This is a genomic window from Xanthobacter sp. BG11Y11_SDJG (assembly GCF_057364445.1).
Genome location: NZ_JBNFNU010000093.1, coordinates 1 through 12,578 on the forward strand (window position 1 = coordinate 1; position 12,578 = coordinate 12,578).

Annotated in this window: 13 protein-coding genes and 1 pseudogene; 11 read left to right on the top strand and 3 right to left on the bottom strand. The window is 69.4% G+C overall.

Annotated features, from left to right (window positions below):
- From AC2W7M_RS10255 to AC2W7M_RS10275, 5 genes are all read left to right on the top strand, one after another.
- Positions 1 to 803 (top strand): polysaccharide biosynthesis/export family protein (locus AC2W7M_RS10255; RefSeq protein WP_486132147.1); only part of this gene is annotated, 803 nt, incomplete at its 5' end.
- A 63-nt stretch (positions 804 to 866) separates the two neighbouring features.
- Positions 867 to 1,226: a hypothetical protein gene (locus AC2W7M_RS10260; protein ID WP_486132149.1), complete on the top strand. Its 360-nt coding sequence runs from the start codon at positions 867 to 869 to the stop codon at positions 1,224 to 1,226.
- Positions 1,223 to 1,693, top strand: coding sequence for a WecB/TagA/CpsF family glycosyltransferase (locus AC2W7M_RS10265; RefSeq protein ID WP_486132151.1), 471 nt, complete (start codon positions 1,223 to 1,225; stop codon positions 1,691 to 1,693). Before AC2W7M_RS10260 ends, AC2W7M_RS10265 begins: the two co-directional genes overlap by 4 nt.
- Positions 1,694 to 1,808: 115 nt before the next feature.
- Positions 1,809 to 3,020 (top strand): hypothetical protein, encoded by a 1,212-nt coding sequence (locus tag AC2W7M_RS10270; RefSeq protein WP_486132152.1) that lies wholly within the window; start codon positions 1,809 to 1,811, stop codon positions 3,018 to 3,020.
- A gap of 26 nt (positions 3,021 to 3,046) precedes the next feature.
- Entirely contained in the window at positions 3,047 to 3,889 is an 843-nt protein-coding gene (locus tag AC2W7M_RS10275; RefSeq protein ID WP_486132154.1) for an FkbM family methyltransferase, read from the top strand.
- 51 nt (positions 3,890 to 3,940) lie between these two features.
- On the opposite strand, the gene AC2W7M_RS10280 is transcribed toward AC2W7M_RS10275, so the two are convergent.
- The 3 genes from AC2W7M_RS10280 to AC2W7M_RS10290 all read right to left on the bottom strand — a co-directional run bounded on the left by AC2W7M_RS10280 (position 3,941) and on the right by AC2W7M_RS10290 (position 7,319).
- Complete coding sequence (locus tag AC2W7M_RS10280; protein WP_486132156.1) at positions 3,941 to 4,714, bottom strand: FkbM family methyltransferase; 774 nt, start codon at positions 4,712 to 4,714, stop codon at positions 3,941 to 3,943.
- Positions 4,715 to 4,917: 203 nt separating this feature from the next.
- Positions 4,918 to 5,901, bottom strand: a complete 984-nt coding sequence (locus AC2W7M_RS10285) for a glycosyl hydrolase family 18 protein (protein ID WP_486132158.1) — start codon at positions 5,899 to 5,901, stop codon at positions 4,918 to 4,920.
- A gap of 5 nt (positions 5,902 to 5,906) precedes the next feature.
- Positions 5,907 to 7,319 (bottom strand): exopolysaccharide biosynthesis polyprenyl glycosylphosphotransferase, encoded by a 1,413-nt coding sequence (locus AC2W7M_RS10290; RefSeq protein ID WP_486132160.1) that lies wholly within the window; start codon positions 7,317 to 7,319, stop codon positions 5,907 to 5,909.
- Between the two features lie 202 nt (positions 7,320 to 7,521).
- Between AC2W7M_RS10290 and fabD the strand changes: the two genes are divergently transcribed.
- The 6 genes and pseudogenes from fabD to mltG form a co-directional block, all read left to right on the top strand.
- Positions 7,522 to 8,502, top strand: coding sequence for an ACP S-malonyltransferase (gene fabD, locus AC2W7M_RS10295; protein WP_486132162.1), 981 nt, complete (start codon positions 7,522 to 7,524; stop codon positions 8,500 to 8,502).
- A gap of 116 nt (positions 8,503 to 8,618) precedes the next feature.
- Complete coding sequence (gene fabG, locus AC2W7M_RS10300) at positions 8,619 to 9,359, top strand: 3-oxoacyl-[acyl-carrier-protein] reductase (protein WP_486132164.1); 741 nt, start codon at positions 8,619 to 8,621, stop codon at positions 9,357 to 9,359.
- Between the two features lie 419 nt (positions 9,360 to 9,778).
- A pseudogene (locus AC2W7M_RS10305) lies at positions 9,779 to 10,003 on the top strand (acyl carrier protein); the annotation flags it as partial.
- Between the two features lie 134 nt (positions 10,004 to 10,137).
- A complete protein-coding gene (gene fabF / locus AC2W7M_RS10310; RefSeq protein ID WP_486132166.1) occupies positions 10,138 to 11,400 on the top strand; it encodes a beta-ketoacyl-ACP synthase II in 1,263 nt (420 codons plus the stop codon).
- A gap of 130 nt (positions 11,401 to 11,530) precedes the next feature.
- The gene (locus AC2W7M_RS10315; protein WP_486132167.1) at positions 11,531 to 11,713 is read left to right on the top strand and encodes a hypothetical protein; all 183 of its coding nucleotides are present in this window, start codon (positions 11,531 to 11,533) and stop codon (positions 11,711 to 11,713) included.
- Positions 11,710 to 12,578 (top strand): endolytic transglycosylase MltG (gene mltG, locus AC2W7M_RS10320; RefSeq protein WP_486132169.1); only part of this gene is annotated, 869 nt, incomplete at its 3' end. The genes AC2W7M_RS10315 and mltG, both read left to right, overlap by 4 nt.

The window sequence follows — 12,578 nt, forward strand, 5'->3', positions numbered from 1 at the left end:
CGCGCGCGGACCGGCGGCGGGACGCGCGTGGAGCGGTTCTGGCGCCGGCGCTTCTCCTCGTCCTCGGCGCCGCCCTCGCCGGCTGCACCACGACGTCCAGCAGCGACACCGGCACCGCGCCCTTCACCACCGGGCACGAACTGCGTTTCACCGAGATCAATGCCGACCGCTTCAAGCCCTGGACCAATGCCATGCCGGTCTATCGGCTGGGTCCGGGGGACAAGGTGAAGATCAAGTATTTCATCACCCGCGAGATGGACGAGGAGCTGACCGTCTCCCCCGACGGCACCATGGCGCCGCGCGCCGTGGGCCAGATGCGGGTGGAGGGCATGACGCTGGCCGGCGCGCAGGAGGCGGTCAGCCGGGCCTCGCGCAAGGAGCTGGCCCCGCAGAAGGTGGTCATCTCGCTGGAGGAAGCGGCCGCGGCCCGCGTCTATGTGGGCGGCATGGTGGCCAACCAGGGCGCCTTCAAGCTGCCCGACACCAGTACCGGGGTGCTCCAGGGCATCCTGCTCGCCGGCGGCTTCACCGAGGAGGCGCGCGCCGGCCAGGTGGCGCTGATCCGCCGCGGACCCAACAACGAGCCCATGCTGCGGCTCATCAATGTGCGCGACCTGATCCAGACCGGCTTCCCGGACGACGTGCCGCTGATGTCCGGCGACATCATCTACGTGCCGCGCAGCTCCATCGCCGAGGTCAATCTGTGGATCGACCAGTTCATCAACAAGGTGGTGCCGTTCCAGCGGACCTTCAGCTACACCATCGGCAGCTACTCGACCAATTCCGGCAGCATCATCCCATGACCGGCCGGCGGCGTTCCGGACCCTCAGCGGCGCGGCGCGCCAGGCGGCCAGAAAGGTCGGCCCATGGACACTGAGATCGGCAACGCGCCCGCCCCGGCCATCCGCCGGGTGCCGTTCCTGGGCGTCGAGATCACCGCCCTCGACGTGAAGGAGGCGGCGGAGCGGATCGCGGCGCGGCCCCCCGGCGCGCCGTTCGCCTATGTGGTGACGCCCAACGCCGCCCATTTCACGCGGCTCGGCGAACTGAAGGATGCGCGCTTCGCCGACGCCTATGCCCACGCCTGGCTGCGCCTGCTCGACGGGGCAACGCCGCGGCGCCTCGCCAAGCTGGTGTTCGGCCTCGACATTCCGCAGGCCGCCGGCAGCGATCTGACCACCTATCTGTTCGCCCACTGCATCCGGCCGGCGACACCCTCACCGTGATCGGTGGCAGCGAGGAGATGCGCCGCCGCCTGCTGGAGCAGTATCGGCTCGGCGCGGTCAACCTGCACATCCCCTCCATGGGCTTCATCAACCGCCCGGAGGAGGTGGAAGCCTGCGTCGACTTCGTCGTCGCCCATCCGGCGCGCTACGTGTTCTTCGTGGTGGGGGCGCCGCCCTCGGAATATCTCGCCCGCATGGTGGCGGGCCGCGGCGGCGCGGTGGGAACCGGCCTGTGCGTCGGCTCCTCGCTCAATTTCGTCACCGGCATCGTCGAGCGCGCGCCGGACGTCTACCGCCGCAACGGCCTGGAATGGCTGCACCGGCTGCTGCTCAACCCCAAGGGCCACGCCCGAAGGGTGTTCGTGGATTCCCTGCCGGTGCTGTGGATGGTGGCGAAGGCGCGGCTCGATCCTGCGGCCTACGGCATGGCGCCGAAGCGGCAGGATGCCGGCGGCGGGACGCCGTGAGCGGCGTCGTCACCCATCGTCCGCGCCGGCGGGTGGTGATGCCGCTGCGCCGCAGCGTGGGTGCGCCGCTGGCGCGCCCGGGCGCGACCTGCTGCCGCGCCTGTTCGGCTGGACCGTGCTGGTATCCACTCTGCCGCTGTTCGCCCAGACCTTCTATTATCTCAACGAGTTGCCGCCGCCTTATCTGCTGTCCAAGGCGTGGCCCCTCATCACCCTGCCGCTCACGCTCTATGCCGTGACGCGCATGCATTTGCCGGCCAAGCACGTCTATCTGGTGCTGTTCGCCTACACGATCGGCTTCACGCCGCTGATCTCCATGGTGCAGCTCGGCAACGGCTTCCTCGATGCCATCACCACCACGGTGAAGATCTGGCCGTTCAGCTTCTATTTCGGCCTGTCCGCCATGCTCTACTGGCTGGCGCCGCCGGACGAGCGGCTGCGCGGGGCGTGCCTGGCCTTGGGGTTCGGCACCTTCGTGCTGATGGTGGTGCTGTGGTTCACCATTCCGACCCGCTGGTACACGAGCGATCCGGCCGAGGGAAAGCTGCTGCTGTACGAGATCGAGCGCGGCTACCGCATCTACATGCCGCTGTTCTTCGGCTTCCTCGCCATGTTCTATCTGGTGCGCCGGTTCATGCGCAGCCCCAGCCTCTGGCCGGCGCTGGGCCTGGTGGTGGCGTTCATCCTGCTTTTGTCCATCTACAAGCAGCGCACCTCCATCGCCGCGGCGTTCCTGGTGTGTGGATTCGGCGCGCTCGCCAGCATGCCGCGGGTGCCGCGCCGGCTGATGCTGGGGCTCGGCCTCTTGGGCCTGCCGGTGGCGGTGGCGCTGCTGTTCTGGAAGCTCGGCGCGGACGGGGGCGAGGCCTTCGGCTCCTCGTTGTCGGTGCGCAACACCTCGTTCGCGCTCGCCACCGGCTTCCTCGGCGACGACGCCTGGCGCTGGCTGCTCGGCGTCGGCGCGACGACGCGCTTCGGCGCCGTCACCCTTGCGGACATCTTCGGCAACAACCAGTTCTACATTGCCGATCTCGGCTGGGTCGGCGTGGTGTTTGAATACGGCCTCCTCGGCGCCGTGCTGATCGCGGCGGTCTATGGGTGGGGGTATTTCGTCACCCTGAGGGCGGCCGCGCGGACCCGCACGCCCTTCTCGGAGGCGCTGTCGGACTACGTACTCTTCATGATCGTCTCATCTTCAGTGTATTCCCTCGTCTTCACGCCGGGGGAGCTGGGGGTGATCATGGCGATCGCCGTCTATCTCGACCATTCCAGGGACCGGCGCATGCCGATCCCGCGGGGCTACGCGCTCCGTTCACCGAAGTCTTGACGCCGCGAGCGGACACGGGGGCCCACATGCTGAGACGGGTGCAGAAGCTGTTCAACGAGCCGGGCTTCCGGGAGGCCCCGCTCACGGTGCTCGCCCGCGCCGCGAAGCTTGCCGTCGCCGTGCCGACCGGCACGCTGGCGCCATTCGAGCTGATCCCCGGCGGGCCGAAGGTGCAGGTGCCGGCGGACTTCCGCTACACCACCCTGTCCACCTTCCTGCTGCGCGACGCCATGGAGCCGGAGCTGCACACGATCCAGAACTTCGTCGGCGCCGGCGACGTGTTCGTGGACGTGGGCGCCAATATCGGCCTGTTCACGGTGAAGGTAGCGCCCAAGGCGGCGAAGGTGATCGCGGTCGAGCCCGGCGAGGCGGCGCGGGCGCAACTGCTCGGCAACATCGCGCTCAACGGCTTCACCAATGTGACCGTGGTGCCCAAGGCGCTGGCGGACAAGGAGGGCACGGCGGCGCTCCACCACAATCCGGTGGGCGACGATCCGCAGTCGTTCTCGCTCATCTCGGACGGATCGGACGCCGGCAGCGAGCAGGTGGCGATGACCACGCTCGACGCCGTGGTGCGCGACGCCGGGGTGGACCGGGTGGACTGCATCAAGATCGACGTGGAAGGCGCCGAGGGCATGGTGATCGCGGGCGGCCAGCATACGCTCGCCACCTACCACCCGACCGTGATCTTCGAGATGAACTGCCCGACCTTGTTCAAGGCCGGCGGCGATCCGGCGGCGGCGTGGAACGCGCTGAAGGCGCTCGGCTATACCTTCCACCAGGTGAGCCACGACGGCACGCTGACCGCGCTCGCCGAGCGCCCGACCGAGTTCTGCAACATCGTCGCCCGCCACCCCTCGCGCGCCTGAGCGGGAAATGGCGGACCCGCAGCGCCGGCCGGAAGCCGGCGGTGTCGGGGATCAGGCCGCCATCGCCTCGAGCCCCGCGACCACCTGCGGCCGCGCGGCGAAGATGAAATTGTTCACATAGATGCGCCCCGGCAGCACCCGCGTGCCTTCGGCATTGAGCGCATCGCGGGCCTGGTGGCGTGCCGGATCGAAGGCGGCGATCGGCGCCATCCCTGCCCCCTGCCGGAAGAAGCCGCGATAGCCCATGGGCTCCAGCAGGTTGCGCAGCGAGGCGACGGCGCCCGCGCGATGCCGCTCCTCGGCCTCCACCAGGATGGTGGGCTGCGCGCGGCCGAGCATCTCAAGGGCGCCGGCGAGGATCTTCAGTTCGTAGCCCTCCGCGTCCAGCTTCAGGAACGCGACGTTGCCCGCGACGCAGTCGTCGAGGCGATGCAGCGCCACCTGGACCCGCTCCAGGGTCACCCCCTGCTGCGCGGCGTGCTCGCCGTCGAGCGCCGCCAGCGGCGAGAAGCCGAGCGGGATGTGGAGCGTGGCGCTGCCTTCCGCGTCGCCGAGCGCGGCGGCCACGATCTGGAGCCGGTCGCCGCGGCCATATTGCGAGAAGCGCCGCTCCAGTACCCGCACCATGTGCGGGTTGGGCTCGAAGGCCACGACCCGGCTGCCGTTGCGCAGCAGCCAGTAGGTGAACAGCCCGCGGTTCGCGCCGACATCGCAGGCGATCTCGCCGGGCGACGCGAGCAGCGGCAGCAGGTGCACCTCGTGGTGCGGGTGGCGGGCAGCCAGACGGTCGAAGATCGGGCAGAGCCGGGCGAAGGCTCCGGGCATGCGGGCCTCTGCAGCCGCGCGGACGGTTTGAAGCACGGAATGACTCGCTGTGAGCGCAGGAACGCGATGGGGAACCCGCCGGTCCGACAGCCGGACGGCCCGCCCCCCGGAGCCCGGCTTCGACGCGGCAAGATCCGGCGAGCCCAAGAGAGCCATCATCATGAGCCGAAAACGCCGATAATACAATAAGATACTACGGCAGTTCACGGCATGCGCGCCGTGCAGTCCCCGAGGCCCAGCGTGACGCAGATTGCCACCGAAAGCGAGCGGTAGTCGGGATTGTCGGGGCTGGTGACGCCCTCCGGCTCCAGGCGCAGCGCATAGAGCATGGCGCCGGCCAGCGGGTCGCCCATGACGCGGGCGAGGGTGCGGGCGGTATAATCGAGGGTGAAGCGCGGGCCGCCGCTGGTGCCCGGCAGCACCTGGACGCCCAGCGCCAGCGGTCCCTTCCAGTGCACGCGATAGGCGCGGAACGCCTCATCCGGCCGGAAGGCGGGGCCGGCGTCATAGGACATGATGGAGACGAGGTCGATCTCCCGCGCCACCGGCGCCCGCAGCAGCGCCAGGGTGACGCCGGCATAGCCGCCCTGCGGCCGGGCATTGGCGAACGCGCCCTCGCCGTAGGCGCCGACGCTCCAACCGGCGACGCTCACCACATAGGGCCGCGGCAGCGCGCGGCGGATCTCCTCCACGACGCGGATCGACAGCGCATCGCCGGGGCAGGCCACGCGCCCGGCGCGGGTGCGCAGGCAGTCGGGATGGTGGGTCTCATAGTCCATGTCGACGCCGTCGGCGCCGAGGTCCTTCACGAGGCGGGCGAGGGCGCCGGCATCGAACCGGTCCCAGGCCGGGTAGTTCCAGCCGCCGACCGAGACCAGCACCTTCATCTGCGGAACGCGCGCCTTAAGGGCGGCGATGGCGCCCTTCAGCACGGTGCCGGAATAGGGATATTGCAGTCCGGTGCCGTCGAGGTCGAGGCCGCCTTTATAGGTCAGGTCGGGCCGGGCGAAGGACAGAGCGAGGTGGGTGATGTAGGGCGGCAGGCGGGCGATGGTGGTTTGGGCCGGATCGTCCGTGCGCACCTCGTACCAGCTGGCATGATAGGCGAGGAAGGGCCGGCCCTCGGCGCGCGCGGCGCCTATGCCCGCGGCGGCGAGCGAGAGCGCCATGGCGCCGGCCGCGATCACCGCCCTCAGAACACGTTGGAGCCTGCCATGCCCTTGGTGATGGTCAGGATCATGATCCGGATGTCGAACCATATGGACCAGTTCTCGATGTAGAAGAGGTCGAGTTCGACGCCGCGCTCGGCCTTTTCAAGGGTATGGATGCCGCCTCGCATGCCGTTGATCTGCGCCCAGCCAGTGATGCCCGGCTTCATCCGGTAGCGCGCCACATACTGGCGGATCGCCTCGTAGCGCACGTTGGAGGTGACTTCCATGTTGGGCACGTGCGGGCGCGGCCCCACCACCGACATTTCGCCCCTCAGCACGTTGAGCAGCTGCGGCAGTTCGTCGATCGAGGTGGAGCGCAGGAAGGCGCCCACCTTGGTGATGCGCGGATCGTTGCGGGTGGTGCCCTTGGAGCCGTCGTCGTCCGGGTCCACCTGCATGGTCCTGAGCTTATAGCACTGGAAGACCTTGTTGTTCAGGCCGAGGCGCGGCTGGCGGAACAGCACCGGTCCGGGGCTGTCGAGCTTGATGGCGACCGCCGCGGCGAGCAGGATCGGCGCCGTGAGGATCAGGCCGATGGTGGCCACCACGTAATCCTCGACCCACTTCAGGAGGCCGAGCGAGCCCTTCAGCGGCTGCTGCTGCACCATGAGCGCCGGCTCGCCGGCCAGCACGGTGAGGTTGGCATAGTTCAGCATGAACTCGTCGGGATCGAGCTCCACCACCACGTCGGCGGCGATGCGGTACATCTGCTCGGCGATGGCGTTGATGGCGGTCGGATCGCGCCAGGACTTGCAGATCACCACCATGTCGATGGACGCGTCCTTGGCATATTCCAGCAGCGCGCCAAGGTCGCCCATCACCGGCGGCAGGCCCGGCGGCGGCGCGGCCTCGTCCGGCCGGCCGGGCTGGTCGTCGAAGATGCCGACGAAGGCGAGGAGGCCGCCAATGGCGTGATCCTCCTGATACCTGCGGACCAGAGCGCGGCAGCGCTCACGGTCACCCACCAGCACCACGTCGCGCTGCAGCACCTCGTGGCGCCGCACCAACGAGATGCCGAGCCGCACCAAAATGAGGCGCCCGAAGATCAGGCATACGGCGGTCAGCCCGCCCCAGCCGAGCAGCGCCCACAGACTGGTGTCGGCATTGGGGATGATGGCGTAGTAGGCGACCGCGACGATGGCCCCGGCCGGAACCCCGGCCACCACCAGGTGGCCGACCTGCCGCAGCGGGCGCACATAGTGCTCGACCCGGTAGGCGCGGCCGATCTGCAGGATCTGGATGAAGACGAAGGCGCCGAGCACCCAGAGGATGAACATCTGGCTCCAGGACAGGAATTCCCAGCGCAGATGGGCGATGATGGCCGCCAGCGCCGCCATGACGACGTCGCACAGGATGACCAGACGATTCACCAGGCCATGGGTCCAACGGGTCATCGTCGCCAATTCCAACAGCTGGGATTCGAGCCGGGTCGCCGATCCGGCCCGGTTCTGCTGAACAAGTGCCGTGCAGTCAAGCTAGTCGGTGGAAATGAGGATATGGTGAACGCGGCCGCAGACCGGTCAATGCCGTTGCCTTGACTCGCCCACAATCCCGGTGTCTCTCCCCTCCCCAATTTTCACTCCGGAGGGACGACCCATGTCCAGCGGGTCCCGCGCATCCTCGCACACCGCCTTCATCTTCCCCGGCCAGGGCAGCCAGGCCGTCGGCATGGGCAAGGCCCTCGCCGACGCCTTCCCGGCCTCACGGGCGGTCTTCGAGGAGGTGGACGCCGCGCTGGGCGAGCACCTCACGCGCATCATGTGGGAGGGGCCGGCCGAGACGCTGACCCTGACCGCCAATGCCCAGCCGGCGCTGCTCGCGGTCTCGCTTGCCGCCATGCGCGCGCTGGAGACCGAGGCCGGGCTCGACATCGCCCGCGATGCCGCCTTCGTGGCCGGCCATTCGCTGGGCGAGTATTCCGCGCTCGCCGCCGCCGGCGCGCTCACCATCACTGAGGCGGCGCGCCTGCTGCGGATCCGCGGCCGCGCCATGCAGGATGCGGTGGCCCCCGGCGAGGGCGCCATGGCGGCGCTGCTCGGGCTCGACTACGAGCAGGCGGTGGCGGTGGCCGCCGAGGCGGCCCAGGACGGCGTCTGCGAGGCCGCCAACGACAACGCCCCGGGGCAGGTGGTGGTGTCCGGCGACCGCGCGGCGGTTGAGCGCGCCATGGTCATCGCCAAGGAGAAGGGGGCCATGAAGGCGGTGCTGCTGCCGGTGTCCGCCCCCTTCCATTGCCGCCTCATGGGTCCGGCCGCGGAGGCCATGGAGGTGGCGCTGTCCGGCTCCACCATCATGACGCCGCGGGTGCCGCTGATCGCCAATGTGCGCGCCTCCCCGGTCTCCGACCCGGCCGAGATCCTGCGCCTGCTGGTGGAGCAGGTGACCGGCACCGTGCGCTGGCGCGAGAGCGTGATCTACATGGCGGGCGCCGGCATCAATGCGGTGGTCGAGGTGGGCGCGGGCAAGGTCCTGTGCGGCCTCGTCAAGCGCATCGACAAGACGATCGCCGCCAGCGCCGTCGGCACGCCCGAGGACGTCGCCGCCTTCATCGCCGCCCGCACCGCGCCGGCGGCCTGAACCGTAAAATGCCCGGTGCCGCTTGCGGGGCGGCGGCGGGAGAGGCAGAACCTTTCCTGCCGCAAACGGCACCCACCGGCCTCGACGCCGGCCGACACAGAGGACTGGGGAACTAGATGTTCGATCTTACCGGCAAGACCGCGCTCGTCACCGGCGCCACTGGCGGCATCGGCGGCGCGATCGCCAAGGCGCTGCATGCGCAGGGCGCAACCGTCGCCGTTTCCGGCACCCGCCGCGAGGCGCTGGAGGCGCTCGCCGCCGAGCTGTCCGGCCGCGTCCACGTTCTGCCCTGCAATCTCGGCGACGCCGAGGAGGTGGAGAAGCTCATTCCCGCCGCCGAGGAGGCGCTGGGCGGCCATATCGACATCCTCGTCAACAATGCCGGCATCACGCGCGACAACATCTTCATGCGCCTTAGCGACGAGGCGTGGGACCAGGTGATCGCGGTGAACCTCACCGCCGCCTTCCGGCTCTCGCGCGCCGCGGTGCGCACCATGATGCGCCGCCGCGCGGGCCGCATCATCTCGATCACCTCCATCGTCGGCGTCACCGGCAATGCGGGCCAGGGCAATTATGCCGCCGCCAAGGCGGGCATGATCGGCATGTCCAAGTCGCTGGCGCAGGAAGTCGCCTCGCGCGGCGTGACGGTGAACTGCGTCGCCCCCGGCTTCATCGCCACGCCCATGACCGACGCGCTGAACGACAAGCAGCGCGAGACCATCCTCAAGGCGGTGCCGGCGGCCAAGCTCGGCACCCCGGAGGACATCGCGGCGGCCTGCGTCTATCTCGCCTCCGACGAGGCCCAGTACGTTACCGGCCAGACGCTGCACGTGAACGGCGGCATGGCGATGATCTGAGCCGCAGCGCCGGGGGCCGGCCTGCGGTCGCGGCGCGTTGCTGGCAAAGACGGCGCGAGTGTGTTAACGAGCGCCGAGGCGTCCGGTTCTTGATCCCTCAAGAGGGGAACAGAAGCCGGGTGCCGCACCACAAGAACGAGCCGGGCCGCGCGCCCCGGATCGGGCCGCGCGAAGCGGTCCGGCACGGCGGGAGGGGTCAAGGCTCTGGTCCAGGCCTTTTCTGGCCCGGGCCGTTTCTGGCTGGGGAGCCGTCGGGGCCTTTCGCCATGCCGCGTCCGTTCAGCGGGCGCAGTTTCCCAACACCGTCCGCCCGCAAGGGGCCGGCGATGCGAAGGGGCTGGGCAGGGCGGAAAAAAGGCATTATGCCCTCCATCAGCCGCCGAACGGCACCGGATATCCGAACAACGAGGGTTGCATCGATGAGTGACATCGCCGAGCGGGTGAAGAAGATTGTCGCTGAACATCTGGGCGTGGAGCCCGAGAAGGTCACGGAGAACGCGTCCTTCATCGACGATCTCGGCGCCGACAGCCTCGACACCGTGGAACTCGTGATGGCCTTCGAGGAGGCCTTCAACTGCGAGATCCCGGACGATGCGGCCGAGACCATCCTGACGGTGGGCGACGCCATCAAGTTCCTGGAAAAAGAACGCGGCTTGATCCTGCCTGCCGCACAGTCGACGGTCGCGCGGCGCCGGGCGCCCGCGGCCGTTGTCGCACCGGGCCGGAGCGGCCGCGCCGCGGCGCGGCCCGGGGCGACCGGCCATCTGGAGTCCTGAAGATGAGACGTGTTGTCGTCACCGGCCTCGGCATGGTGACGCCGCTCGGCTGCGGCGTCGAGCCCACCTGGCGGCGGCTTCTTTCCGGCGAGACCGGCGTCAAGAAGATCGAGCATCTGGACGTATCGGACCTCGCCGCCAAGATCGCGGCGACCATTCCGCGCGGCGACGGCACCGACGGCACCTACAATCCCGACCAGTGGATGGAGCCGAAGGAGCAGCGCAAGGTGGACGAGTTCATCGTCTATGCCATGTGCGCTGCCACCCTCGCGCTCAACGACGCCGGCTGGCATCCGACCTCCTATGAGGACCAGATCGCCTCGGGCGTGCTGATCGGCTCCGGCATCGGCGGCATCAACGGCATCGCCGAGGCCTCGCTGACGCTGAAGGACCGCGGCCCGCGCCGCATCTCGCCCTTCTTCATTCCCGGCCGCCTCATCAATCTCGCCGGCGGCTACGTCTCCATCGCCCACGGGCTGAAGGGGCCGAACCACGCCGTCGTCACCGCCTGCTCCACCGGCGCCCACGCCATCGGCGACGCCGGGCGCCTCATCGCCCTCGGCGATGCGGACGTGATGGTGGCTGGCGGCACCGAATCGCCGGTCGACCGGCTCTCCATTGCCGGCTTCGCCGCGTGCAAGGCGCTCGCCACCGCCTATAATGACGAGCCCACCCGCGCCTCCCGCCCCTGGGACAAGGACCGCGACGGCTTCGTCATGGGCGAAGGCTCGGGCGTCGTCGTGCTCGAAGAACTGGAGCACGCCAAGGCGCGCGGCGCCAAGATCTATGCCGAGCTGATCGGCTACGGCCTGTCGGGCGACGCCTTCCACATCACCGCGCCGACCCCGGACGGCGACGGCGCCTTCCGCTGCATGACGGCGGCGCTCAAGCGGGCCGGCATCAGCGCCGGCGACGTGGACTACATCAACGCCCACGGCACCTCCACCATGGCCGACGAGATCGAGCTGCACGCGGTGGAGCGCCTGCTCGGCAACGCCGCGGGCAAGGTGGCCATGTCGTCCACCAAGTCGTCCATCGGCCATCTGCTGGGAGCCGCGGGCGCGGTGGAGGCGATCTTCTCCATCCTCGCCATCCGCGACCAGGTGGCCCCGGCGACCCTCAATCTCGACAATCCGGCGGTGGAGAGCCCCATCGACCTGGTGCCGCTGAAGCCGAAGCCGCGCCAGATCGAAACGGTGCTCTCCAACTCGTTCGGATTCGGCGGCACCAACGCCTCCATCGTGTTCCGCCGCTACGCGGCGTGAGCGGCGCGGGACCGCACGGCGCCGCCCAACCGGCGCCCGAATGGGACGATAACAAGCGCACGCGGCCGGTTGCGAAAGCGGCCGCGTTGCCCGAGAACGGGCCGCCGACCACATCGAGGGAGACCCGAGGATGGCCAAGCCCCAGAAGGGATCGCACCTGCCGTCGAGGAGCGCCCGGCACCCGGCCGCCACCATCGGCTCCGGCATCTTCACCTTCCTGGTTCTGATCTCCGTCGGCGGCCTCTTGGCCGCCCGCTACGGCGAGCGCGAGTTCAACGGCCCCGGCCCGCTCACCCAGGAAAAGCGGTGGTGATCCCGCGCGGCGCGGGCATCCGCGACATGGCGGACACGCTGGAGAAGGCCGGCGTCATCGACAATTGGCTGACCTTCATCGCCGGACTGAAGCTGACCAAGCCCAATGCCAACATGCAGGCGGGCGAATATCTCTTCAAGCCGGGCCAGTCCATGGCCAGCGTGATCGACACCATCTCGTCCGGCAAGGTGATCCAGTATTCCGTCACCATCCCGGAAGGCCTCACCAGCCAGCAGGTGGTGGCCCGCCTGATGGAAAACGACCTGCTCACCGGCACGCCGGCGGTACCGCTGGAAGGGACGCTGCTGCCGGAGACCTACCGCATCATCCGCGGCATGTCGCGCGAGGCGCTGCTGAAGGACATGGCGGAGGCGCAGCAGAAGGTGGTGCGCCTCGCCTGGGAGCGCCGCGCGCCCGGCCTGCCGCTGCGCTCGCCGCAGGACCTCGTCACCCTCGCCTCCATCGTCGAGAAGGAGACCGGCGAGGCGGACGAGCGCCCCAAGGTCGCCGCCGTGTTCATCAACCGGCTGAACAAGAAGATGAAGCTGCAGTCCGACCCGACCATCATCTACGGCATCGTCGGCGGGCGCGGCGCGCTGGGCCGCGCCATCACCCGCACCGACATCTCCACCGCCACCGCCTACAACACCTACGCCATCGACGGCCTGCCGCCGGGGCCGATCTGCAATCCCGGCAAGGACGCCATCCTCGCCGTCGCCAATCCCCCGAAGACCAACGACCTGTTCTTCGTCGCCGACGGCACGGGCGGGCATGCCTTTGCGGAGACGCTGGCGGACCACAACAAGACGTCGCCCGCTGGCGCGCCATCGAGGCGGCCGTCCGGCCGCACCCGCCGCGCCGCGCG